This window comes from Pseudomonas sp. GL_117, from assembly GCF_057835125.1.
Genome location: NZ_CM174418.1, coordinates 3,599,085 through 3,622,573 on the forward strand (window position 1 = coordinate 3,599,085; position 23,489 = coordinate 3,622,573).

Here is a 23,489-nt window from a genome sequence, read left to right on the forward strand (position 1 = left end):
TGCCATGAAAAATATGCTCCTCGCACTGCTCGCCAGCACCGCGTTTATCGGCCTGCAACCGGCCCTCGCCCAGGACGGCCCGGCGCTGTTCAAGAGCAAACCGTGCGCGGCGTGCCACAGCATCGACAGCAAAGTCGTCGGACCGGCGCTCAAGGACGTGGCCGCCAAGAACGCGGCGGTAAAAGACGCGGCCACCACCCTTGCCAGCCACATCAAGAACGGCACCCAAGGCAACTGGGGGCCGATCCCGATGCCGCCGAACCAGGTGACGGATGACGAAGCGAAGACGTTGGCCACCTGGATCCTGACCTTGAAATAACCCGAGGAGCGCGCCATGCAAGTTTCGATGATCGGTGCGGCCATGGCGCTGCTGCTACTCATTCCCCTGCCCGTCGGCGCTGCCGTGGATGCACGCCGCCTGGAACACCTGCTGACCCAGGACTGCGGCGCGTGCCACGGCCTGTACCTCACTGGCGGCCTCGGCCCGCCGCTGACGCCCCAGGCCTTGGCCGGTAAAAGCCGCGACAGCCTGATCGTCACCGTGGCCTATGGCCGCCCTACCCGCGCCATGCCCGGTTGGGCGCCGCTGCTCAACGCCAGTGAAATCGCCTGGCTGGTCGACCGTCTCTTGAGAGGAAGCCTCGCGCCATGATCCGTCCGTTGAGCTTGTCCCTGTGCCTGTTGCTTGGCGCCTGCACCCAGCCCGCCGTGCGCGGCAGCGGCGACCTGGGCCTGGTGATCGAACGCGCCAGCGCCAGTGTGCAAATCATTGAAACCAGCGGCATCACCGCCCTGGCGCGCATCGACGGCCTGGGCGACCTGTCCCACGCCTCGGTGGTGTTCTCCCGCGACCAGCGCTATGCCTACATCTTTGGCCGCGACGGCGGGCTGACCAAGGTTGACCTGCTGGGCCAGCGCATCGACAAACGCATCCTCCAGGGCGGCAACAGCATCGGCGGTGCGATCAGCCAGGATGGGCGCCTGATTGCCGTGTCCAACTACCAACCCGGCGGGGTCAAGGTGTTCGACGCCGCGACCCTGGCCCTGGTCGCCGACATCCCCGCCACCCCGTTGCCCGACGGCAAGCGCTCACGGGTCGTGGGCCTGGTGGATGCGCCCGGCCAGCGCTTCGTGTTCAGCCTGTTCGACACGGGCGAGATCTGGAGCGCGGATTTCAGCCACGGCACCGCGCCCACCATCCGCCGCTTCAAAGACATCGGTGAGCAACCCTACGACGCGCTGATCACCGCCGACGGCCGCTACTACATGGCCGGGCTGTTCGGCGAGGACGGCATGGCCCAACTCGACCTGTGGCACCCGGAACAAGGCGTCAAGCGCGTGCTCGCCGACTACGGCCGTGGCCAGGCCAAATTGCCGGTATACAAGATGCCCCACCTCGAAGGCTGGGCCGTGGCCGACAACCAGGCCTTCGTGCCTGCCGTGGGTCGCCACCAGGTGCTGGTGATGGACGCACGCAACTGGCAGCAGACCGCCGCCATCGCCGTGGCCGGCCAGCCGATCTTCGTGACGGCGCGGCCGGACGGGCGCCAGCTGTGGGTCAACTTCGCCTACCCGGACAACGACCGCGTGCAGGTACTCGACAGCCAAACCCACCAGATCGTTGCCGACCTGCGCCCCGGTCCCGGTGTGCTGCACATGGAGTTCACCGGGCGTGGCGAGCAACTGTGGTTGTCGGTGCGTGACGGTGAGCAGGTGCAGGTCTGGGACCCATATCGCCTGACCTTGCTCAAGACCTTGCCGGCCTTGAGCCCCAGCGGAATTTTCTTCAGCAGCCGTGCGCAAAAAATGGGGTATTGAGATGGACCTTGACCTGCTCAGCCAGCAATTGATCGAACGCTACCAGCACGGCATGCCGCTGTGCGCCGAACCCTACCGGGAAATGGCCCAGGTGCTGGGCTGTCGCGAAGCCGAGGTGATGGCCTGCCTGCAACGCCTGGAACTGGCCGGCGCGCTGTCGCGCATCGGCCCGGTGTTCGAACACACCCGCGCCGGCGCCAGCACGCTGGCCGCCCTGGCGGTGCCGCTTGAGCGGCTGGAACAGGTGGCCCATCGGGTCAGCCAGTACCCGGAGGTCAATCACAACTACGCACGCGAGCACCATTACAACCTGTGGTTCGTGCTCACCGGGCCGCACCGCCAGCACTTGGAACAGATCCTCGACGAGCTGGAGAAAGACACCGGCCTGCGCCCCCTGGATTTGCCGATGCTCACGGCCTACCGCATCGACCTCGGGTTCTCCCTGGGAGCGCACCCGTGATCACGCCCCTGAACCACGAACAAATGCTCGACCTGCGCCAATGCCTGGAACGGGGTTTGCCAGTGGTGCCACGGCCCTACGATGCCCTCGCCGAACGCATCGGCGCCCATCACGATCAGGTGCTGCAACAGATGCAGCAATGGCAGGAGCAAGGCCTGTTCCGCCGTGTTGGCCTGGTGCTCAACCACCGTGCCCTGGGCTTTGTCGCCAATGCCATGCTGGTACTCGATGTCCCGGACGCGCTGGTGGATGAAATCGGTGCCCGCCTGGGCCGCGCACCGCGTATCAACCTGTGCTACCAACGCCCGCGCCGCCTGCCGCTGTGGCGCTACAACCTGTTCTGCATGGTGCACGGCCGCGAGCGCGAAGAGGTCGCGGCGCATATCCAGGCGGTGCTGGAGCAGCAACAACTGAGTGACCTGCCCCACCACCTGCTGTTCAGCACCCGCGCCTACAAACAATGCGGCGGGCGTTTTGCGCCGCCACCGTCGCAGGTGTGGGCCCATGGATGACTTCGACCGCCGCCTGATCAACCGCCTGCAACGGGGCCTGCCGCTGGTGCGCCAGCCATGGCAACACGTCGCCGAGGAGCTGCAGAGCCGGCCCTGCGAGGTGCTCGACCGCCTGCATGATCTGCTCGAGGACGGCGTGCTCACGCGCTTCGGCCCGATGTTCGACATCGAGCAGTTCGGCGGCGCCTTCACCCTCGCCGCCCTGGCGGTACCCGAGGCGCGCTTCGAGACGGTGGCCGCGCAACTCAACGCGCTGGTGCAAGTGGCCCACAACTACCGCCGCGAACACCAGTGGAACATGTGGTTCGTGTTGGCCTGCGCCAGCGCGACGGAGCTGGCCGCGACCCTGTCCCGCATCGAAGCCCTGACGGGGCTGACGGTGCTCAACCTGCCGAAGGAGCACACCTACCATGTCGGTCTGTATTTCCCGGTCTGACAACGCCCTGGCCCTGCGCCTGGTCACCCTGACCCAAAGCGGCCTGCCGCTGGTGGAAGACCCCTGGGCATGGCTCGCCGAGCAATTGGGCATCGGCGTCGAATCGACCCTGGATCTGCTCAAGCGCCTGCAAGCCGAAGGCGCGATCCGCCGCATCGCCGCCGTGCCCAACCATTACCGCCTCGGCTATCGGCACAACGGCATGACCGTGTGGGACGTCGTCGACACGCAGATGCCACGCCTGGGCGAACTGCTCGGCGCGCAACCCTTCGTCAGCCATTGCTACCGTCGCCCGCGCCGCCCGGATTGGCCGTACAACCTGTTCGCCATGGTGCATGGGCGCAGCCGCGAAGAAATCGACAGCTACCGCGATCACCTGCGCTACCTGCTGGGCGATGCCTGCCGTGCCGACGAGATGCTGGTGAGCAGCCGCATCCTGAAAAAAACCGGCCTGCGCCTGAGCCCCTCGCACTGACAAGGAATGCCCCATGCTGCGAATCAGTCAGTACCTGCGCACCTTGGCCGGCCAATGCCCGCCGCCCCGCGCTTCTACCCCAGGCGGCGACCGCCCGCCGGTGGTGATCTGGAACCTGTTGCGGCGCTGCAACCTCACCTGCAAGCACTGCTACGCCACCAGCGCCGACAGCGTATTTCGCGATGAGCTGGACACTGCCACGGCACTGCGGGTGATCGACGACCTGCACGCCGCTGGGGTGCGCGTGTTGATCCTGTCCGGCGGCGAGCCCCTGCTGCGCGAGGATCTGTTCCAGCTCAGCGCCTATGCGCGGGACAAAGGTTTTTTCGTTGCACTGTCCACCAACGGCACGCTGATCGACGAGCAGAACATCCAGCAGATCGCCGATGCCCGCTACGACTATGTGGGCATCAGCATCGACGGCCTCGAAGCGACCCACGACGCATTCCGCCAACTTCAAGGCAGTTTCCAGCGTTCGCTGCACGCCATTCGCCTGTGTCGCGAGGCCGGGATTCGCGTGGGCCTGCGCACCACGCTGACCCAGGCCAACCACGCGCAACTCCCGCAGTTGCTGGAGCTGATGCGTGAATACGATGTGCAGAAATTCTATCTGTCGCACCTCAACTACAGCGGGCGCGGCAAGCGCAGCCGCCAGCTGGACGCACACCGCCAGATGAGCCGCGACGCCATGACGCTGATTTTCCAGCAGGCCTGGCACGACATCGAACACGGCGTGGCCAGCGACTTTGTCAGCGGCAACAACGACGCCGACGCCATCCTGTTGCTGCAATGGGTGCACCGCCACCTGCCCGAGCATTACCCGCAACTGGAACACCTGTTGCACAGCTGGGGCGGCAATGCGTCGGGCAGCGGCATCGCGAATATCGACAACACCGGCGAAGTGCACCCGGACACCTACTGGTGGCAGCACTCGGTGGGCAATGTGCGCAACCGCACCTTTCGCCACCTCTGGCTGGAGCAGCCCGACCCGTTGCTGTTGCGCCTGCGCGAGCACCCGCGCCAGATCGGCGGGCGCTGCACCGACTGCCGCTGGCTGCCAATCTGCAACGGCAATACGCGCACCCGCGCCTGGGCCGATGGAGACCTGTGGGGCCCGGACCCCGGGTGCTATCTCAGCGATGCCGAGATCGCCCGGCAGTCACCCAGCCTGATCCCGTGCGCCACCCGGTGACACAACCGGGGGCGCCTGCCTGATGATGAACAGAGGACGTCCCATGCACCTTCCGACTGCCATACCCGCGAGCCTGCACAGCCCCTTCCACCCCGGCGAAGTCGCGCTGGTGGGCGCCGGCCCCGGCGACCCGCGCCTGTTGACCCTGCGCGCCTGGAGCCTGTTGATGCAGGCCGACGCAGTGGTGTTCGACCGCCTGATCAGCGCCGAGCTGCTGAGCCTGATCCCCCTGACTTGCGCCCGCCATTACGTGGGCAAGGCCAGCGGTTACCACAGCCTGCCCCAGGATCAACTCAACGCCCTGCTCGCCGAGTTGGCCGAACAGGGTCAGCGCGTGGTCCGCCTCAAGGGCGGCGACCCGTTTATCTTCGGGCGCGGCGCCGAGGAGCTGGAATACCTGCTCGCGCGCGACATCCCGTGCCAGGTGGTGCCAGGCATTACCGCCGCGTCCGGGTGCAGCGCCTACGCGGGCATCCCATTGACCCACCGCGACCTGGTCAACTCCTGCCGCTTCGTCACCGGGCACTTGCAGCGCGACGGCGCCTTGAAACTCCCGTGGGCCAGCCTTGCCGAGCCGAGCCAGACCCTGGTGTTCTACATGGGCCTGTCGAACCTGGCGCTGATCGCCGAACACCTGGTGGCCGCCGGTCTACCGGGCGATACCCCGGCCGCGTTGATCAGCAACGGCGCGCGGGCCGACCAGCACGTGGCCCGTGGCACCTTGCGCCAGTTGCCGACCCTGGCCGCCGACTGCGAACCCGGCGTGCCGACCCTGACGGTGATCGGTGCGGTGGTGAACCTGTTTGCCGACGCCGCCCTGCACTACCCCGCGAGCTTGTCGGCGCCCCGCGTTCCGGTGGCGTCGTGAAGCGCCTGTGGTTGCTGCCATTGCTATGGGCCGGCGGCGCCCACGGTACGCCAGCCGAGGACTACCACCAGTATTGCGAGAGCTGCCATGGCCTCAATCGCATCGGCGCCAGCGGCCCGGCGTTACTCCCCGAAAGCCTCGGGCGGATCAAGCCGGACGAGGTGCGCAAGGTCATCACGCAAGGCCGTCCCGCCAGCCAGATGGCGGCCTTCGGGGCCCAATTGAGCGCAGCGCAGATCGACGGGCTGGCGGACTTCCTGCAACAACCGCCCGCCACACCGGCAACCTGGAGCGTGCAAGACATCCGCGACAGCCACCGCCTGCTGGCCGACCTGACGCAGTTGCCAACCACCCCACAACACCACGCCGACCCGCTCAACCTGTTTGTGGTGGTGGAGTCCGGCGACCATCACATCGACATCCTCGACGGCGATCGCTTCACTGTGCTGGACCGTTTTGCCAGCCACTTTGCCGTGCACGGCGGGCCCAAGTTCTCGCCGGACGGACGCTTCGTGTACTTCGCCTCGCGGGACGGCTGGATCAGCCTGTATGACCTGCACAACCTCAAGCTGATCGCCGAGATCCGCGCCGGACTCAACACGCGCAACCTGGCAGTGAGCAAGGACGGGCGCTGGGTGCTGGTGGGCAACTATCTGCCGGGCAACCTGGTGGTGCTCGATGCGCGTGACCTGTCGCTGGTCAAGCTGCTGCCGACCGGGTCGCGGGTCAGCGCCGTGTACACCGCGCCGCCGCGTGACAGTTTTGTGGTGGCGCTCAAGGATGTGAACGAGGTTTGGGAGCTGTCCTATGCCGCCCCACAACCCAGCTTCGAACCCCGGCGCATCGCGGCCCGCGACGTACTGGATGACTTCACGTTCACCCCCGATTACCATCAGTTGCTCGCCACGTCACGCAAGGCCGGTGGCGGCCAGGTGATCGACCTGGATTCGGGAGACGTGGTCACCGATATTCCACTGGCCGGCATGCCTCACCTGGGCTCGGGCACCTATTGGCGGCGCAATGGCCAGTGGGTGTTCGCCACACCGAATATCAGCCAGGGACAAATCAGCGTGCTCGACCCCGTCACCTGGAAGCCGATCAAGCAGATCCCCACCCTCGGCCCGGGCTTCTTCATGCGCAGCCATGTCAACTCGCGCTATGTATGGAGCGATGTGTTTTTCGGGCCGGACAACGATGCCATCCACTTGATCGACAAACAGACCCTGGAGATCGCCCATACCCTGCGCCCGGTGCCGGGCAAGACCGCCGCCCATGTGGAATTCACCCGCGACGGGCGTTACGTGCTGCTGAGCATCTGGGCCACCGACGGCGCGCTGATCGTGTACGACAGCCAGACGCTTGAGGAGATCAAGCGCCTGCCGATGAACAAGCCGTCGGGCAAGTACAACGTGGGTAACAAGATCGAGTTTGCCGAAGGCACGTCGCACTAAAGCACCGAATTACCCTGTAGTGAGCGGGCTTGCCCCGCGCTGGGGGGCGAAGCCGCCCCAAATCCCGGCGCCTCGGTATTCCTGAAACACCGCGGCGGACTGTTTGGGGCGGCTTCGCCACCCGGCGCGGGGCAAGCCCGCTCACTACGGGCCCGGTCTTTCACCAGAGGAGTGTGTCGCCCAGGCTGATATGGTCGCAGTCACCATGCACGGTGAAGCCTTCGCCGGTTCGGCGCAGTTTGCCGCGCTCCTGGGCCTGGGTGAAATCGTCGTCGCCCCGGGCAAACTGCCCCTGGCCGATGTAGTGGTAACCCGCCGCCGCCAGGCGTTCGAAGCTCAGTTGACGCATCGCACCGCTATGGGCCTGGGTGGGTTGCGCGCGATAGCGCCGAGGGGGATCGGCGTAGTCGAACACTTGCAGGCGGTCCGGCTCCAGGGCGATCAGGCTGGCCAGCTTGGCGTCGAAACTGGCCAGGGTCTGCCAGGCGGCGCCGTAGCCCAGGTCGACACTCACCGAGCGGAAATCAAAGGTGCGTGCCGCATCGATCAACGACTGGATCGGTGCCGGGTTGCGGTAGCACGCCTGGGCAGGCTCGGCCGCGGCACGGGCATCCGGCACGCTGATGCAGACGTGGTTGAAACCCAGCTCACGCAGCAACCCCACGCTCGCCCAATCGGTGTGCCGGGGGTCGAGGTCGATGGCGTAGTCGCCACGGTCTTGCTCGAAGAAATTGAAGCGCGCATGCAGGACGTGCATCAGGGCCTGTACCTCGGCAATCGCCGCCGCGCCGCGCCACTGGAAATGCTCCACGGGTTGCCGATGGTCAAGGTGACGGCCGACCCATTCGATCTCCCGGATCAGTCGGTGCCGGCAGTCGTCATTCGCCGGGCCGGGCGGCCAGTGCAAGGTCAACGCCAGCGGGCGCTGCCACTGGCGGCTGGTGCGTAGCGCACGCACCACATCGAGGGAAATCACGCTGCACATGAGGGGCTCCGGGTCCGTGGGCGGTGAGCCATTGTCCGGTGCGACAACACGACACCCGTTGATATGCATCAAGGGCTTTACCACGAGAGGTAAAACATGCCCTTGGCCAATAGCACAATCGCGACCATATGCCCGAACAGGCTCAGGTGAATAAAGCGCAGATACCGCGCACTGACACGCCCACGGCGCATGCGCAGCATCGTCAGCAAAAAGTGCAGCAGCACGCTGGTGGCGAGTATCAGTTTGAGGCTGAGCAAGGTGCCGAATGACGTCGCCAGTGGCGCGGCCAGCAGCGGCCGATAACGCAGCCAGACCATGCCGATACCGGCGCCGAACAGCACCAGCAACACCCACGGCATCAGCCTGCGGGCACGCTGGCCGACGCCTTGTTCGACCTGCACCATCACCCGCGCCGGCAAGTGCCGATGCAGGTGGGCCAGGATCAGCACTTCGAAAAACACCGTGCCGATAAAGATCAGCGCGGCGAACAGATGGGCCAGGAGAAACAACAGGTAGAGCATGGAGGCCTCGCAGGTCGCGCCGGGCCTCCAGTGTCGCGTGCTGGAGACGGGCGCACCTTGATGCCGGTCAAGCCGTTACATCAGCGGGATGCTGTAGCTGACGATCAGGCGGGTCTCGTCCTTGTCCGCCGTGTCGTTGCCGCGCAGCACCGCGCCGCGCCAGGTAAACCCCAGCCCCTTGAGGGTGCCGTTGGGGATCACGTAGTCAACGCGCAGGTCGCGCTCCCACTCACTGTTGTCGCGACTTTTGGTACGGATATGGCTGCCGTGGATATACGTCACGCTGGAGCGCAGGCCCGGCAAGCCAAGGCTGGCGAAGTCATAGGCATAGCTGCCGACCGTGGCTTGTTCCCCGGCATTCACAAATTTCAGCGACTGCGAATTGGTGATCAGGTAGAGCGAGCGGCCCTGCCCCTGGTTGATGTGGGGGAAGTCACTTTCGCCGGTGGTCTTCTGGTAGCCGAGGCTGAGCGAGTGCCCGCTCAAGGCATAGGTAAACAGCGCGCTCCACAGGCGGTTGTCGACCTTGCCGGTGTTGACGCCGGGCCCGTAGTAACCGGCGCTGACATAGCCCTCGTCACGCCCGGCCGCGCTGGCGTTCTTGCCGTCGGCGGTGCTGTAGAAGTAACGCAGGTCACTTTTGAATTGCCCCACCGGCAACTGCCAGTTGTGCACCAGGCCGAGGAAGTGCTGCTGGTAGAAGTTCTCCAGGTTGGCGTAGTAGTACTGCAATTGCAGTTGCTTGCTGACGGTGTAATCCACGCCGCCATAGTAGAACTGGTTGCTGCTCTTGCCCTTGATCGGGTCGTTGGCGCCGGCAATCGACAGGCCCTGGCCGTTGCTGGAGTTACGGTCGACCACTTGCTCAAGCTTGCCGGCGATCAGGCTGACGTCCTTGAAGTCCTTGGAGTCCAATTGGTAACCCCGGAAGGTCTGGGGCAGCAGGCGGCCGTCTTCGGTGGTCAGCACCGGCAACTTGGGTTGCAGGTTGCCGACTTTCAGTTGGGTCTGGGCGATGCGCAGCTTGCCGGTGACGCCGGTCTTGCTGAAGTCATGGGCGGCCTTGCCATCGTCCAGCGGGAAGACGCTGCCGGGGGTGTTGTCCTCACCGGCCTTGCCCGCGCGGCCGGAGGCATCCAGGCGCAGGCCGAGCATCTGCTGCAGATCCAGGCCGAAGCCGACGGTGCCCTCGGTGAAGCCGGACCTGTAGTTGAACATGAACGCCTGGCCCCACTCCTTGTCCGAGGCGCCCCGGGCGTTGCGGGTGTCCTGGTTGTAGTAGAAGTTGCGCAGATCGAGGCTGGCTTTGCTGTCGTCGATAAAACCCGACGCAGCAACTTGCTGCGCGGCGCCCAGGGAAACGGCGAGGGCCAGGCAAGTCTTGTGATTCATGAAGGCTCCGTAAAGTAAATGAGGCGATCCCGTCGCAGCCCAGCCCTGTTCTATGTGGCGCGGGTGGTGCTGCATATAACGGGAGCGCGCACGGTATAGGCTCGGCCGCGTGGGAAAAAGCCATGAAAACCGTCATTCACTTTTACCAGTTGCGTAACAATCTCAAGGCACTGGCAGCCAGCGACTGAACTCGCCGCGGGCGTTCAAGGGGCACCAGGCGAAGTCCCATTCGGTGCCGGGCAACGCCTGGTGTTCGGCGCTGGCTGAGGGCGCATCCTTCCAGTCAAACACCGTCGCGCCTTGCCAGGTCACGACCACACCCTGGGCCCCGCTGGTATCGGTATTGATCCAGCAGGCCGCCGCTGCGGCCATGAACGCCTCGATGGGTTCATCGTCGATTTGCGTGCGGTACGGCGAGGCCAGCAACCAGCGGCACACGTTCAGGTGGTAGGTCCAGTCCAGCGGGGGCCGGTGGCGGTAGGCCCAGGTCATGAAGCTGCGAAACAGGTTCAGGCCCTCGGGCGGGTCCAGTTTGAGCAGCGCCGGGCAGATGTCGAACAAGGTGTGCCAATGGGGCAGCAGGCGTGCATCGAGGTGCACGAAGCAACGGGAATTGCTCGGGTAGTCGGGCAGCGCCGGCTCCATGCGCAGGCGCCGGGACGCCTTGCTGACCAGGCGGCTGGCGCCGGCAGGCAATAGGTGATTCATGAAACGCACTCACAGTCGTGACGATAGAACGCTGCCTGATCACAGGCAGCCCAGGGCACACGTCAGAATGCGGGGGATGCGCGGGGGTTGGCCGAGGGCCAGGAGTCGCGTGGCGGCGCCTTGTTGCGCCGCTCATGGGCCGGGCGCGGGGTTTGCCCAAGGCCGAGCAGCCAGGCAAGACCGATCAGGAACACCAGCGCGACGGTCAACGCGTTGCAGACCGGGCAGGCAAAGTAGTTCGAGATGTTGCTGGAAGCCGTGCTTCCCAACCCTTTGTCGGAAATCGGCTGGCTGCCTTCGACCGAACAGAACTGCCCGCCGATGCCATTGAGCTCCAGGCCCATCATCTGCCCATGGCCCAAACCGCACACGAACAGGTTCATCAGCACGCAGAAGTACAGGGTCCAGGCGATCAGCGAACGGTCGGAGGGGCGCAATTTCATGGCGGCGACTCTACCACCACAGGCGCACCGAGATGAAGCACGGTGCGCCCCTGTGGCAGAACGTCGCACATTACGCGGGCTGGCTGGGGTTGGTAGACTTGGCGCCCTCCTCCTTACTCCTTTTCAAAGCCTGATGTGTAGATCCAGAGCAATGCAGGCGATTCACAGGATGCGCAGTTGATGAGTACGTTATTCACCCGCCGCAAAGTGCTGACCGGCATGGGCCTGTTGGGCCTGGGCAGCCTGCTGGGCGGCTGTGACTACAGCCCCAAGCTGAACTTCAAGTACGGCAAGGACCTCAGTGACAAGATCATGGGCCGTACCTTCAAGCTCAAGAACACCGACGGCGAGACCGTCACCCTGAGTTCGTTCCGTGGCCTGATGCCGGTGGTGTTCTTCGGCTTCACCCAGTGCCCGGCCGTGTGCCCGACCACCCTGGCCCGCGCCGCCCAGGCCAAGAAGCTGATGGGCCGCGACGGCGAGATCATGCAAGTGGTGTTCATCACCCTCGACCCCGAACGCGACACCCCGGAGATCCTCGACAAGTACGTCAAGGCCTTCGACCCCAGCTTCGAAGCGCTCTACGGCACCCCGGAAGAAATCGCCGTGGCCGCCAAGGAATTCGGGATCTTTTATGAAAAGATCCCCGCCGGCGACACCTACACCCTGTCCCACACCGCCACCAGTTTTGTCTTCGACACCCGTGGCAACCTGCGCCTGGGCCTGCAGGCATCCCTTACCGCTAAAGAGTGCGCAGAAGACCTGCTCACCGTCATGGAGGTCTGCTAATGACTGCCGTTCAACACCTCAAGCGCCTGACATTGGGCCTCACCCTGCTGACCCTCGCGGCACACGCCAGTGCCCAGGTGCAAGTCACCGACGCCTGGGTGCGCGCCACCGTGCCGGGCCAGCCGTCGAGCGGCGCGTTCATGACCGTCACCGCCGACAGCGACAGCAAGCTGCTCAGCGTTGCCTCGCCGGTGGCCAAAGACGTGCAGATCCATGAGATGAGCATGAAGGACGACGTGATGCACATGGGCCCGGTGGACTCGCTGGCGCTGCCCGCCGGCAAGGCTGTCACCCTCGACCCCAATGGCTACCACGTGATGCTGATGGGCCTCACCGGCCAGATCAAGGAAGGCGACCACGTGCCGCTGACCCTGACCGTGGAGAACGCCAAGGGCGAAAAGCAGACCCTGGAGGTGCACGCCCCGGCGCGTGGCCTGGATGGGATGGACCACAGCAAGATGCACTAAGCACTAGTCCACGATAAACAGCTTCGCGCCGCTGGCGGTGAAAGAGCGGTGCGCCTCCATGTCGTTGCCAACCTGGTAACTCATCCCGGCCGTCAGTGTGAATTGACGGCCGTCTTCCAACTCCGTGTGCAACTCGCCTTCCAGGCACAACAGTACATGGCCACGCCTGCACCAATGATCCGCCAGATAGCCGGGGGTGTAGTCCACCCTGCGCACGCGGGTCGTGCCGAAGTGGCAGGTGCGCCATACGGCGCTGCCGGTTTCGCCTGGGTAGGTGACGGGGTCGAGGGTTGACCAGTCGGTGGTGCCAAAGGGTACGGCGGTGAGGTTCATGGGGAGGCTCGGTCGTCAGTTAACGTGGCGCAAGGCTAACGAGTGCAAGGCTCGGTCGATAGACACAGATCCTGGGCTTTCGGGGCATACAGAACCGCCTTCGCAGCCTCGCTAAAGCTCGACAGCTTGCTCCCCCAAGCCGCTCGCTCAACACACCAGTCGCTTGGTCATCGGTATACACGCCAACACCAACCCCGACGGCGAATGGTAAACCGCCTGCTCATCCCCCACGTATCCGCGCGCCCGATAGAAACCCGCGGCATTCAACGTCGCATCCAGCACCAGCGTGTCAATCGCCAGTTGCCGAGCCAGGTTTTCCAGGTGATCGAGCATGGCCTTGGCATACCCACGCCCGGTGAATTCAGGCAGGACAAATAGCGCTCCCACTTCGTTGTTTTCCAGGTCAAGCATCCCGGTGACGACCGGTTCGCCCTGCACCCATCCCAGGTAAAACGCTTTGTCCATCAGCGCGTTGTAGCCGTCTGCGGCGCTGCCACGGGTCCAGGACATCATCTGCTCGCGCGTATACGCACCGATGCACTGGCTACGAATGGCCAACAGGCGAATGTCGAACGCCGCTTGGGCGTCTTCCGGGGTTGCGGGTTTTATTTGCAGCATTTCAGCCTCCATGGCTTAACAGTTGGACACACCCGCGCCTCTTGCGGATGGAACCCGGTACTTGGCGTTCACCACAACGAGAAGCATCCAATTAGGACGTCAAATCGAGGGTTTTTACTATGCAAGGTGTTCAATCTTCTTATGCACCGCAGACGCTTCAGGGCGCGCCGGAAGCGTTAAATCGGCCCATCGGCGCCAACCTTCACAACACAGGTATCCAATTCACGGTGAAACTTGAGGACTACCGTCAAACGATGGACATTTTCAAGGATCTCGCCAGGTCAAAAAACATCGGGGTCAAGCAAGAATCTGACGTGTACGACTACAACGACTTCGGCGATGGCAATGCACTGCACAACACGATCAAGTTCAGCTTTAAACCCAACAACAATGATGGCACCTTCAGCCCAGCGTTGCAGATGAGGATCAGCGATTTTCAGCGGGAATTCCAGGAACAACTGAGTAAGGCCGGCGTCAGGAACTACGCGCCAGTGGAGTAAGCAACCCCTTCAAGGGCGCCGCATTGGAGCTGGGGGCGATAATTATCTAGAATGTCGCCTTCCGCTTTGTCCCCAGGAACCGCCATGCCCGCCCTCACCCTGCGCAATGCCCTGCCCGCCGACGCCGCCCGCTGCTTTGAAATCGAAATCGGCGCCTACGAAGGCGATGAAGCCGCGACCCTGGAAAAAATCGCCACGCGCATTGCGCTGTACCCACAAGGTTTTCTGATTTTGGAGGCCGCTGGCGAAGTAGTGGGTTTCATCAACTGCGGCTGCGCCGATGAAGTGGTGATGTCTGACGAGGCGTTCAAGGAACTGGTGGGGCATTCGGCCGAGGCGCCAAATGTGGTGATCATGTCGGTGGTGGTTGACCCGGCACACCAGGGCAAAGGGTACTCCACGACGTTGATGAACGCGTTTGTGCAACGCATGCGCGACATGGGCAAAAAGACCATTCACTTGATGTGCAAGGACCGCCATGTAGCGTTGTACACGCGCATGGGCTATCGCTATGTGCAGCCGTCCGCGTCGGACCATGGCGGGATGGCGTGGCATGAGATGGTCATGGAGCTCTAATTCAGCGCCAATCCCGGACACAGCAGCCGGTAACGCGATTCGATCCACGGAAGGAACCACCTCGTGCCCAACGCAACACCCTTGACCTTTCAACACGCGTTAAAAAAGAACCTCAAGCGGATACTGAATTTCTGGGCGCCCCTGAGCGTTATCTTCGCGGGACTGGGTACGCTGCTGGGGTTTTACACCCTGTCGACCTACGCATCGGCAATCGGCCGCCCGGACCTGCTGGCCGCAGCGCTGGAGGCCAAGTCAGCGCTGATCCCCTGGCTCGCCAGCGTAATGGGTATGCTGGGCGCGTACTTGCTGACACTGTTGGCGAGCACTGTCCTGTTCGGACTCACGGTGTCGTTTTTCAATGACTCCCCGTCCCTGCAGCACAAGTTGGTGGGTATTCTCTGCGTACCTGTGCTGTCAGGCATCGTTGCCATGCTCTGGTATAGCTTCGAAGGACCTGAACGGAACGCCCTATGGGAAGTGCTCTACGTTGCGCTTTGGCTTGTGCTCAGCCTGATTGCAATGCTGGCAACCACCACCTTCCGATTTGCCGTCGATGTCTGTGCAACCATGGCGAGCCCCGGCCACCCCAGGAGCTGGCGGCTGCGCGGCTTCTTTGTACTGATGGTGTCATTGCTGCTGTTCAGCACCGTGCTCTCTGCCGTATTTCCCGCCAGCCTGATTCTGAAAGCCTATACCGGGGAAGACACCCCCGAAGCGGTGAACCGCTTGATGTATATCTCGATGTTCGCCGCATGCGTCACGTTGATGCCTGTGGTGGTGTTCTACGTCAGCAAGGCCGACCTATTCAAGCGCCTGGCCCTGAGTCTGTTGGCCGTCGCTGTGGCGGGGGGGATGATTATTGCAATTTCGCCGGGAAGCCCGGCAGCGATCGTTTACGCTGCAGCCGGGGTGATGAACGTGCGTGCCCCCGTAGAAGCGCGCTTCTGGCTGACGAAAACCTACGCCAGGGAAGATTTCGAGAGCGCCGTCTGGGGCGACGTGCAGATATTGCGTGGCAAGCCTGTAGTGTCCGCGTTCCCGTTGTTTTCCTTCGGCGATGTGTTGTTGCTGTGCCCGACCAGCCGGGTCAAAACGACACTCAAGGATTGGCCGCAACAATCGGCCTACTGTGTGCTGACCCAAAGCAGCAACGCCATCCGGATGCCAAAGAACTCGGACACCATAAGCCCTCCCAAGCCGACCACAGACAACAAAACCAAAAAACCAGGCCCCTCGACATGACCCAACCCCTGATCGAAATTGGCGACCAGATTGATCTCCAGGCACAACAGATCATCGGCGATGGCCTTGCCGCCTTCAACAAACACGCCACTGGCTATCACGACCGACGGCCGCTGACGGTGCTGATCAAAGACCCACACACCGGGCAAACCCTCGGTGGCATCACTGGTCGCAGCGCGTTTGGCATGGCTTTTCTCGACCTGTTCCACCTGCCCGAGACCCTGCGCGGTTCGGGCCTGGGCAGCCGATTGTTGCAGGCCTTTGAAGATGAAGCGCGGCGCCGCGGTTGTCGCAGTGCCGTGCTGTACACCATCAGCTTCCAGGCGCCAGGGTTTTATGAGAAGCGCGGCTGGATACGCTTTGGTGAAATCCCGTGCGAGCCCCAGGGCAGCAGCCGGGTGTTTCTGAGCAAGGCGTTGTAGCTGGGCGCTTCACCAACTCCCCGAAGCGCCCCCACCACCGCTCGAACCACCGCCACCCGACGAACTGCTGCTGGAGCTGGAGCTTGAACGACTGGAGCCCGAGCTTGAGCCACCGCTGGAGCCCGAGCCGCCGCCGGTCTTGCCAAAGATAAACAGCGCCGCAAACGAAGCAATCGGGAAAGCAAACAGCCAGTCGTTGCGCCCCAACTCCATCAGCAACCCCGCGGCCACGTACACCGCCACGGCCGCCAGCAACCGTGCGACGAAGCCTGCCCGGCTGCGCTTCCAGGCGTCTTTCATGATGACGAACAGGATCAGGTACAAGCCCAGCACCAGCAGACCCAGCAGGGGGAATGCCAGCCAGTGCAGGAAGTTCACATCGGTGTATTGATTCGCCGCGAGCAGGATCGTGATGTAGCCCAACAAGCCCAGCACGCAATAAAACACCGTGCGTGCCTGCCACAACGCGCCGAACGTGGCGCCGCCAATCAGCAAGGTCAGCGGCAGTATCAGCAGGTACACCGCCCACTCCCGGCCGCCAGCCAGCACCGCAAGCAGCAGCGTGATCGTCACTGCGGCCCCCAATGCCTTGCGCCAGCGCAGCTTGCCGGCTGCCAGCAGTACACCGCCACCGCCACCGAGCACAAATGCCAGCAACACCGCGATCGCTCCTGGCCCTACCGCGAGCCCCGCCACCGCCGGCAAGTCACCGCCATCCACCAACAGCACCAGATCGTCTACGCCTTGGGCGACACCTCCCGCGAAATCGCCCTGGCGAAACGCCGGGGTGATGTGTTCTTCGATGATGCGATGGCTCAGCAAGTCGGTGACGACGCCTTCAAGGCCGTAGCCCACTTCGATGCGCACCTTGCGATCATCCTTGGCCACCAGCAGCAGGATGCCGTCATTGATGTCCTTGCGCCCCAGCTTCCAGGCGCGGAACAGTTGGTTGGCGTAGTCCTCGATGCTCGCATCGCCGGTGGTGGGCACCAGCAACACCGCCACCTGCGCGCCTTTGCGTTGCTCCAGGGCAGCGAGCTGCGCCTTCAGACGGGCGGTGGTGCCAGCATCCAGGGTGTTGGTGAGGTCGATGACCCGCTGATCGAGGGCAACCCCGATCGGCGAAGTGTCAGCCTGGGCGGTGACAAACACACTGGCCAACACCAGCACCCACAGACCCAAGACCGCTTGCCGCACGCACCGCATCATGTTTGTTACCTGAAGTTTCTTCCTGAAGGCCGCGACTTTACCTTATCGCGGCTATAACACGTGACCCCACTCGATTGACTATCTAAACTCCGCCCACACAGCAAAACGCCATAACCGAGAAGCCCATGAACCTTCGCCTCCGCAACAACGTCAGTGTGATGGGCAACGGCCGCTCGACCCTGGTGTTCTCCCACGGTTTTGGCTGCAACCAGGCCATGTGGCACTACTTGGCGCCGCCATTTACCGAACACTTTCGCGTGGTGATGTATGACCTGGTCGGCGCCGGCCTGTCGGACCTCAGCGCGTTCGACAAGCACAAGTACAGCGCGCTGGACGGTTATGCCCGCGACTTGAACGAGCTGATCGACGCCTTTGCCGTCGGCCCGGTGATTCTGGTGAGCCACTCGGTCAGCGCGATGATTGCCACCCTCGCCGACCGCCAGGCCCCCGGACGCATCGCCGCCCACGTGATGATTGGCCCGTCGCCGCGCTACATCGATGCCGATGGCTATGTCGGTGGTTTCAAGCGCAGCGACATCGATGACCTGCTCGACACCCTCGACAGCAACTACCTCGGCTGGTCCAGCGCCATGGCCCCAGTGATCATGGGCGCGCCTGAACAGCCCGCGTTGAGCGAGGCCTTGCGCGACAGTTTCTGCCGCACCGAACCGGAGATCGCCAAGCAATTTGCGCGGGTGACGTTTATGTCCGACAACCGCAAGGACATCGCCGGCCTGGCTACCCCGGTGTTGATCCTGCAATCGAGCGACGACCTGATCGCCCCCGTGGCCGTCGGCGAATACCTGCACGGCGTGTTGCTCAACAGCACCTATTGCCTGGTGGACAACGTCGGCCATTGCCCACACATGAGCGCGCCGCAGGCGTGTGCGGCAGCGATGGAGAGTTTCCTCGCACCCTGGACCGTCGCCCATGCCGACTAAGCTGTTCGACAACGCCGCCTGTGCCCTGGCCGCAACGGCGGAGGACGGCACGCTCCTGCACACCAACGCACGGTTCAGCGAATGGCTCGGGTTCAGCGCCGTGGAGTTGTGCGGGCGGCGTTTCCAGGACCTGCTGACCATGGGCGGGCGGATCTTCCACCAGACCCACCTGGCGCCGATGCTGCGCCTGCGCGGCAGTGTCACCGAAGTGAAGCTGGACATGCTGCACCGCGACGGGCACAAGGTCACCGTGCTGCTCAATGGCACCCGGCGTGAACAAGCCGACGGCGCGGTGTACGACCTGGCGCTGTTCGGCACCACCGACCGTGACAAGTACGAGCGCGAACTGCTCAACGCACGCAAGCTGGCCGAAGCACTGTTGCAGGAAAAAACCACGACGGAACTTGCCCTCAAGCAAGCCCAGGCCGAACTCGGCGAGGCATACGCCATCGCCCAGCGGCGCGCGCTGTTTGCCGAGCAGATGGTGGCGATCGTCAGCCATGACCTGAAAAACCCGCTCACGGCGATCCGCATGGCTTCGGATTTCCTCAGCCGTGGCGAACGCAGCGCCAAGGAGCGCCAGTTGCTGGGGCACATCGGCCAGTCCTCCGAACGCGCCCAGCGCATGATCGCCGACCTGCTGGACTTCACCCAGGCCCGGGTCGGCCACGGCATCAGCATCAAGGCTGCGCCGCTGGACCTGCACGCAGTGACCCGCCAGGCGGTGGATGAGCTGCGCGTCGCGTTCCCCAACGCCATCCTGGCGCACCATGCGCTAGGCAGTGGCGAAGCCAGCCTCGATGCCGACCGCGTGCAACAGATCATCGGTAACCTGGTGGCCAACAGCGTGGCCTACGGCGACCTGCAACAACCGATCAGCATCACCTCGCGGCTGGGGGCTGGGCAGTGTGAAGTGGCGGTACACAACCACGGCACCGTGATCCCCGCAACCCTGCTGGCCGGGCTGTTCGAGCCGATGACCCGCGGCACCGACCAGGGCAGCGACGTACGCAGCGTGGGCCTCGGGCTGTATATCGTGCGGGAATTGGCCAAAGTCCATGGGGGGGATGTGGCGGTCAGTTCTACGCAGGGCGATGGTACGACGTTCAATGTGTGTTTCGTGGGGGGAGGATGATGGGCCAGTCAGTCGAGACAACGGCCGCTGACTTCAGCCAACACTGAAAACAGTCCCCTGCATCACCGGCTCCACACTCCCCGTCAACACCACACCGCCCTCGCCCGCCCACTGTACGGTCACTGTGCCGCCGTCGCACTGCACCTGCACCGTGGCATCCAGCAAGCCACGACGGATGCCATTGACCACCGCCCCGCAACAGCACGAACCGGAGCCCAATGGCACACCGCCGCCGCGTTCCCAGATGCGCAGGCGGATGTGCCCACGGTCGAGCACTTGCACAAAATGCACATTGGTCTTGGCCGGAAACAGCGGGTGAGTTTCCAACGCAGCACCTGCGGCGGCCACATCGACGGCGGCAAGATCCTCCACAAAAAACGTGCAATGCGGGTTGCCCATGCTGCATGCCGCCGGCTCGCCCTCAAGGGGCAACCTCAACGTATCCAGGGCTTCGGCCAAGGGCACGGCGGCCCACTCCAGCGACGGCTCGCCCATGTTCACCGAGACTTGCCGCCCGGCCTGCCGCACACATGTCAGCAAACCGCGGTCGGTGCGCAACACGATGGAATCGCTGCCCGCCTCCAGCATCAAGCGATCTGCCACGCCACGGGTCGCGCTGCCGCAGGCCTGCAGCGGCGTGCCGTTGGGGTTCCAGAACTTGATCCGCGCCGCTGCATCATCGCAGTCGAGCACCACGGCGAGCTGGTTGAAACCGATACCGGTATGGCGGTTGCCCAGGCGGCGTGCGACTTGCGCGGTGATCGGGTCGTCCCGCCCACGGCGGTCAACGATGATGAAGTCATCGCCGTGGGCGTGCATTTTTACGAACTGCAAGGGCATGGGCGGTCCTTATTCGAGCCGAGAGATGAGTTGCAGGGGGTCAGAGCGTGGTGCCCATGGCCTTCATCAGCAACAGATCCCGCGCATAAATATCCGGCGCGTAGACCAAGCCACCCTGGCGGTCGACTTCCACCGTCCAGTACCCCAACAGCACCGGCACCGGCGTGGCCAGGCGGAATTCGTGGGTCACCCCAGTGGCCAGCAGTTCATCGGTGCGCGCACGTTCGGCCGGGCTCACCAGCAGGTCACGCAGCATCAGCGGCTGTTCGACGCGCACACACCCCGAGCTGAACGCCCGTGGGCCCTTGCTGAACAGCGGTTGGCTCGGCGTGTCGTGCAGGTACACCGAATACGGGTTGGGAAAGCGCATCACGATCTTGCCCAGCGGGTTGCGCGGGCCGGCTTCCTGGCGCAGCAGGATGTTGCCGGGGCGCGCCCAGTCGATCTGTTCGGGTGCCAGCGGACGACCTTCGGGGTCGAGCACTTGCAGGTTTTGCTGGCGCAGGTACTCGGGGTTGAGACGGATGGCCGGGAGTTTGTCCTCGCGCATGATGGTCGGCGGGATGGTCCACGTGGGGTTGAGAGTCAGCCGGGTGATGCGCGACTTGAGCAACGGCGTCTGGCGCTCGGCGCGGCCGACTTGCAGGCGGGTTTGCCACACCGGGATACCACTTTGGTACACGCTCAGTTGCGCGGCGGCGACGTTGACCAGCACGCCCTCGGGTTCCAGGTCCTGGGCCAGCCAGCGGAAGCGTTCGAGGTTGATGCGCAGCTGTTCGCGGCGAATTGCCGGGCTGATGTTCAGCTCGGCCACGGTGCCGGCCCCGATCACACCGTCAGCCTGCAGGGAGTGGCTGAGCTGGAAGGCCTTGACTGCCTTGACCAGTTCGTCGCGGTACAGCTTGCCGGCGGGCGCGGTGACCAGGTAGCCGCCACTGACCAGGCGCCGCGCCAATTCCGGCACGCGGGGGTCGTCCATGCCGGGACGCAATAAAGGACCGCTGGCGACCGCGTCCCAGTGCGGCAATGGTTGCTGACGCACAGTGGAATAGGCGTTGCGCAGGCTGCGGTACAAATCGGCGCTGGGCCGCGCCTGATCGAAGGCTTGGGCCATGTCGCGCAGGCCGGTGGCGGCAAAGGCCAGCACTTCGGTGTTCGGGTCGCGGGTTGGCGGCTGGGCATGCCATAGCGGTTCGTAGCGCGATTGTTGCAGGCGGCCGTAGTGCAAATCCTGCAAGGCTTGCAGGTAGTGGCGGCTGCCATCGATGTCGCTGCACAGCACATTGGCCGTGGCATCCGGCGTGGGTTGGCTATAGTGGGTGGGGTCCAGGCCGTCGTCGGCGAGCAGCAACAGCTGGGTGTGCAGCGCTTGGCGTTGTTCGGCGGACCACAACGGTACGTCGCCTTGCTGCTGGTAGAACGCTTGCAGGCGCGCCAGCGCGGCGGCGTCAATCTGCGGCGCGAGGCTGGGGCAAACACCGGGCAGTGCCGCCAGGGCTTGTTGAATCGGGCTGGGTGAAACAATTGGCACAGGTTCGGCGGCCAGCTCATCGGCTGTCGCGACCAGTGGTGCAACGAGCAAGCAAATGCTCAAGTAACATGCGTGTTTTTTGAACAATTGGCTTAACTCCAATCCACAGTGGGGGGATGTACTGTAGATGCTAACTTTTTTGTGCCGCCTGGGTTTGATCACCATGAGCCTGGCCGCGTTGGGCAATTATGCACTCGCCGCCAATGGCAACCCTCCTTCCTTGTATAGCAGCCTGGCGCGCTCGGCTCCAGAACTCAATCCCACTGTACTGAAAAGCGCCCTGAGCGCGATGCAATGTGCGGTCAACAATGGCGAGGAACGCTCCGAGCGCCTGGCCGTGATCGACTACTCCCAGCCCTCGACCGCACGTCGGCTATGGATCTTCGACCTGCGCAAAAAGACCCTGGTGCTGCGCGACCTGGTGGCCCATGGCGCCAAGTCCGGGGAAAACTTCGCCACCCAGTTCTCCAATCGCGAGGGCAGCCATCAATCCAGCCTGGGCCTGTTCCGCACTCAGGAAAGTTATCTGGGCACCCACGGCTACTCGTTGCGCATGGATGGCCTGGAACCGGGCTTCAATGACCAGGCCCGCGACCGTGCGTTGGTGATCCATGCGGCCGATTACGTCAGCCCCCTGTGGAGCAAGCGCGAAGGCCGTATCGGCCGCAGCCAGGGCTGCCCCGCCGTGCGCCCGCAGGTGGCACGCCAGGTGGTAGACAAACTCAAGGATGGGCAGTTCATGTTTTCCTGGTATCCGGACCAGCACTGGCTGAAGTCGTCGACCTACCTCAATTGCAAACCCCAACAGGTGGCGAGTAGTCGTACAATCCGTGGCGGATAGCCTGTCCCCATCGATAAAAGAGAGCATCGCATGCTGCTACATACGTCCACCTGGATCGAAGTCGGGCAGTTCCTGGAACGCAGCCGCACGGTGGTGATCCCCATCGGCTCCAACGAACAGCACGGCCCCACCGGCCTGCTGGGCACCGATTGGATGTGCCCGGAAATCATCGCCCATGAGGCGCAGAAAAATGCCGACATCCTGATCGGCCCGACTTTCAATATCGGCATGGCCCAGCATCACCTGGGTTTTCCCGGCACCATCTCGCTGCGCCCTTCCACCTTTATTGCTGCGATTGGCGATTGGGTGCGCTCGCTGGCCGGGCATGGTTTCGACAAGATCCTGTTCCTGAACGGCCACGGCGGCAACATCGCCACGATTGAGGCGTCGTTTTCCGAGCTGTACGCCGAAGCGAGCTTCGCCCGCCGCCCGGCCGGGTTTGCGCTGAAGCTGGTCAACTGGTGGGACCTGGAAGGCGTCAACGACCTGGCCCACAAGCAGTTTCCGGTCGGCCATGGCAGCCATGCCACGCCATCGGAGATTGCAGTGACGCAGTGGGCGTACCCGCAGTCGATCAAGGTCGCCGAGTACTCGCCGCAGATCGCCAACACCGGGCCGATCCGCGAAGCGCTGGACTTCCGCGCACGTTTCCCCGACGGACGCATGGGCTCGGACCCGGCGCTGGCGACAGTGGAGAAAGGTGGGGAGTTGGTGGCGTTGGCGGCGCTAGGTTTGGTCAAGACGGTCAACGCGTTCAGCAACGAAGCCAAGCCCTAGGCCACAC

Annotated in this window: 30 protein-coding genes; 20 read left to right on the forward strand and 10 right to left on the reverse strand. The window is 63.8% G+C overall.

Going from position 1 to position 23,489, the window contains the following annotated elements:
• Positions 1-4 precede the first annotated feature (4 nt).
• From AC3ISR_RS16155 to AC3ISR_RS16200, 10 genes are read left to right on the forward strand one after another with little or no spacing between them, the layout of a single operon-like run.
• A complete protein-coding gene (locus AC3ISR_RS16155) occupies positions 5-319 on the forward strand; it encodes a c-type cytochrome (protein ID WP_192300763.1) in 315 nt (104 codons plus the stop codon).
• A gap of 15 nt (positions 320-334) precedes the next feature.
• Positions 335-652, forward strand: coding sequence for a c-type cytochrome (locus AC3ISR_RS16160; protein ID WP_463984858.1), 318 nt, complete (start codon positions 335-337; stop codon positions 650-652).
• On the forward strand, positions 649-1,818 hold the full coding sequence (locus tag AC3ISR_RS16165) for a cytochrome D1 domain-containing protein (protein WP_192300765.1): 1,170 nt from the start codon (positions 649-651) through the stop codon (positions 1,816-1,818). Before AC3ISR_RS16160 ends, AC3ISR_RS16165 begins: the two co-directional genes overlap by 4 nt.
• Before the next feature lies 1 nt (position 1,819).
• Positions 1,820-2,278, forward strand: coding sequence for an Lrp/AsnC family transcriptional regulator (locus tag AC3ISR_RS16170; protein WP_192300766.1), 459 nt, complete (start codon positions 1,820-1,822; stop codon positions 2,276-2,278).
• A gap of 23 nt (positions 2,279-2,301) precedes the next feature.
• Entirely contained in the window at positions 2,302-2,790 is a 489-nt protein-coding gene (gene ahbB / locus AC3ISR_RS16175) for a siroheme decarboxylase subunit beta (RefSeq protein ID WP_225595712.1), read from the forward strand.
• Positions 2,783-3,226, forward strand: coding sequence for an Lrp/AsnC family transcriptional regulator (locus AC3ISR_RS16180; RefSeq protein WP_305391011.1), 444 nt, complete (start codon positions 2,783-2,785; stop codon positions 3,224-3,226). Before ahbB (AC3ISR_RS16175) ends, AC3ISR_RS16180 begins: the two co-directional genes overlap by 8 nt.
• The gene (gene ahbB / locus AC3ISR_RS16185) at positions 3,201-3,701 is read left to right on the forward strand and encodes a siroheme decarboxylase subunit beta (protein WP_192300769.1); all 501 of its coding nucleotides are present in this window, start codon (positions 3,201-3,203) and stop codon (positions 3,699-3,701) included. Before AC3ISR_RS16180 ends, ahbB (AC3ISR_RS16185) begins: the two co-directional genes overlap by 26 nt.
• Positions 3,702-3,714: 13 nt before the next feature.
• Positions 3,715-4,893, forward strand: coding sequence for a heme d1 biosynthesis radical SAM protein NirJ (gene nirJ, locus AC3ISR_RS16190; RefSeq protein ID WP_463984857.1), 1,179 nt, complete (start codon positions 3,715-3,717; stop codon positions 4,891-4,893).
• 43 nt (positions 4,894-4,936) lie between these two features.
• Positions 4,937-5,761, forward strand: coding sequence for a uroporphyrinogen-III C-methyltransferase (gene cobA, locus AC3ISR_RS16195; RefSeq protein WP_192300771.1), 825 nt, complete (start codon positions 4,937-4,939; stop codon positions 5,759-5,761).
• Positions 5,758-7,212: a cytochrome D1 domain-containing protein gene (locus AC3ISR_RS16200; RefSeq protein ID WP_463984856.1), complete on the forward strand. Its 1,455-nt coding sequence runs from the start codon at positions 5,758-5,760 to the stop codon at positions 7,210-7,212. The genes cobA and AC3ISR_RS16200 overlap by 4 nt, the downstream gene beginning before the upstream one ends.
• Before the next feature lie 160 nt (positions 7,213-7,372).
• Here the strand turns inward: AC3ISR_RS16200 and AC3ISR_RS16205 are convergent, their stop codons facing one another.
• The 5 genes from AC3ISR_RS16205 to AC3ISR_RS16225 form a co-directional block, all read right to left on the reverse strand.
• Entirely contained in the window at positions 7,373-8,197 is an 825-nt protein-coding gene (locus tag AC3ISR_RS16205) for an oxygen-independent coproporphyrinogen III oxidase (RefSeq protein ID WP_225595703.1), read from the reverse strand.
• A gap of 77 nt (positions 8,198-8,274) precedes the next feature.
• Positions 8,275-8,718 carry a CopD family copper resistance protein gene (locus tag AC3ISR_RS16210; RefSeq protein ID WP_192300773.1) on the reverse strand — a complete coding sequence of 148 codons (444 nt, stop codon included), beginning with the start codon at positions 8,716-8,718 and terminating at the stop codon, positions 8,275-8,277.
• 75 nt (positions 8,719-8,793) lie between these two features.
• The gene (locus AC3ISR_RS16215) at positions 8,794-10,110 is read right to left on the reverse strand and encodes an OprD family porin (protein ID WP_463984855.1); all 1,317 of its coding nucleotides are present in this window, start codon (positions 10,108-10,110) and stop codon (positions 8,794-8,796) included.
• A gap of 162 nt (positions 10,111-10,272) precedes the next feature.
• On the reverse strand, positions 10,273-10,818 hold the full coding sequence (locus tag AC3ISR_RS16220; protein WP_192300775.1) for a putative natural product biosynthesis protein: 546 nt from the start codon (positions 10,816-10,818) through the stop codon (positions 10,273-10,275).
• Between the two features lie 62 nt (positions 10,819-10,880).
• On the reverse strand, positions 10,881-11,261 hold the full coding sequence (locus AC3ISR_RS16225) for a DUF2946 domain-containing protein (RefSeq protein ID WP_192300776.1): 381 nt from the start codon (positions 11,259-11,261) through the stop codon (positions 10,881-10,883).
• Between the two features lie 180 nt (positions 11,262-11,441).
• On the opposite strand from AC3ISR_RS16225, the gene AC3ISR_RS16230 reads away from it, so the two are divergent.
• Both AC3ISR_RS16230 and AC3ISR_RS16235 read left to right on the forward strand, forming a co-directional pair.
• On the forward strand, positions 11,442-12,050 hold the full coding sequence (locus AC3ISR_RS16230; protein ID WP_016976099.1) for an SCO family protein: 609 nt from the start codon (positions 11,442-11,444) through the stop codon (positions 12,048-12,050).
• Positions 12,050-12,517, forward strand: coding sequence for a copper chaperone PCu(A)C (locus tag AC3ISR_RS16235; RefSeq protein ID WP_192300777.1), 468 nt, complete (start codon positions 12,050-12,052; stop codon positions 12,515-12,517). Before AC3ISR_RS16230 ends, AC3ISR_RS16235 begins: the two co-directional genes overlap by 1 nt.
• A 3-nt stretch (positions 12,518-12,520) precedes the next feature.
• Here AC3ISR_RS16235 and AC3ISR_RS16240 read toward each other — a convergent pair whose 3' ends face one another.
• Entirely contained in the window at positions 12,521-12,850 is a 330-nt protein-coding gene (locus AC3ISR_RS16240) for a DHCW motif cupin fold protein (protein ID WP_463984854.1), read from the reverse strand.
• A 147-nt stretch (positions 12,851-12,997) separates the two neighbouring features.
• The gene (locus tag AC3ISR_RS16245; protein ID WP_192300779.1) at positions 12,998-13,468 is read right to left on the reverse strand and encodes a GNAT family N-acetyltransferase; all 471 of its coding nucleotides are present in this window, start codon (positions 13,466-13,468) and stop codon (positions 12,998-13,000) included.
• Positions 13,469-13,587: 119 nt separating this feature from the next.
• On the opposite strand from AC3ISR_RS16245, the gene AC3ISR_RS16250 reads away from it, so the two are divergent.
• The 4 genes from AC3ISR_RS16250 (at position 13,588) to AC3ISR_RS16265 (ending at position 16,208) form a co-directional block, all read left to right on the forward strand.
• Positions 13,588-13,968, forward strand: a complete 381-nt coding sequence (locus AC3ISR_RS16250; protein WP_192300780.1) for a hypothetical protein — start codon at positions 13,588-13,590, stop codon at positions 13,966-13,968.
• 84 nt (positions 13,969-14,052) lie between these two features.
• On the forward strand, positions 14,053-14,544 hold the full coding sequence (locus AC3ISR_RS16255) for a GNAT family N-acetyltransferase (protein ID WP_192300781.1): 492 nt from the start codon (positions 14,053-14,055) through the stop codon (positions 14,542-14,544).
• Between the two features lie 63 nt (positions 14,545-14,607).
• Positions 14,608-15,786, forward strand: coding sequence for a hypothetical protein (locus AC3ISR_RS16260; RefSeq protein ID WP_463984853.1), 1,179 nt, complete (start codon positions 14,608-14,610; stop codon positions 15,784-15,786).
• Positions 15,783-16,208 (forward strand): GNAT family N-acetyltransferase, encoded by a 426-nt coding sequence (locus AC3ISR_RS16265; protein ID WP_463984852.1) that lies wholly within the window; start codon positions 15,783-15,785, stop codon positions 16,206-16,208. Before AC3ISR_RS16260 ends, AC3ISR_RS16265 begins: the two co-directional genes overlap by 4 nt.
• Positions 16,209-16,217: 9 nt before the next feature.
• Here AC3ISR_RS16265 and AC3ISR_RS16270 read toward each other — a convergent pair whose 3' ends face one another.
• Positions 16,218-17,417, reverse strand: a complete 1,200-nt coding sequence (locus AC3ISR_RS16270; RefSeq protein ID WP_463984851.1) for a TPM domain-containing protein — start codon at positions 17,415-17,417, stop codon at positions 16,218-16,220.
• 125 nt (positions 17,418-17,542) lie between these two features.
• Here AC3ISR_RS16270 and AC3ISR_RS16275 point away from each other — a divergent pair, with 125 nt between their 5' ends.
• Entirely contained in the window at positions 17,543-18,358 is an 816-nt protein-coding gene (locus tag AC3ISR_RS16275) for an alpha/beta fold hydrolase (RefSeq protein ID WP_192300785.1), read from the forward strand.
• Positions 18,348-19,493, forward strand: coding sequence for a PAS domain-containing sensor histidine kinase (locus tag AC3ISR_RS16280; protein WP_463984850.1), 1,146 nt, complete (start codon positions 18,348-18,350; stop codon positions 19,491-19,493). The genes AC3ISR_RS16275 and AC3ISR_RS16280 overlap by 11 nt, the downstream gene beginning before the upstream one ends.
• 33 nt (positions 19,494-19,526) lie before the next feature.
• On the opposite strand, the gene dapF is transcribed toward AC3ISR_RS16280, so the two are convergent.
• Both dapF and AC3ISR_RS16290 read right to left on the reverse strand, forming a co-directional pair.
• Complete coding sequence (gene dapF / locus AC3ISR_RS16285) at positions 19,527-20,333, reverse strand: diaminopimelate epimerase (RefSeq protein WP_463984849.1); 807 nt, start codon at positions 20,331-20,333, stop codon at positions 19,527-19,529.
• 40 nt (positions 20,334-20,373) lie between these two features.
• Positions 20,374-21,951 carry a L,D-transpeptidase family protein gene (locus AC3ISR_RS16290; protein WP_192300788.1) on the reverse strand — a complete coding sequence of 526 codons (1,578 nt, stop codon included), beginning with the start codon at positions 21,949-21,951 and terminating at the stop codon, positions 20,374-20,376.
• A gap of 40 nt (positions 21,952-21,991) precedes the next feature.
• Here AC3ISR_RS16290 and AC3ISR_RS16295 point away from each other — a divergent pair, with 40 nt between their 5' ends.
• Both AC3ISR_RS16295 and AC3ISR_RS16300 read left to right on the forward strand, forming a co-directional pair.
• The gene (locus AC3ISR_RS16295; RefSeq protein ID WP_192300789.1) at positions 21,992-22,705 is read left to right on the forward strand and encodes a murein L,D-transpeptidase catalytic domain family protein; all 714 of its coding nucleotides are present in this window, start codon (positions 21,992-21,994) and stop codon (positions 22,703-22,705) included.
• Positions 22,706-22,735: 30 nt separating this feature from the next.
• Positions 22,736-23,482: a creatininase family protein gene (locus tag AC3ISR_RS16300; RefSeq protein WP_463984848.1), complete on the forward strand. Its 747-nt coding sequence runs from the start codon at positions 22,736-22,738 to the stop codon at positions 23,480-23,482.
• Positions 23,483-23,489: the final 7 nt, after the last annotated feature.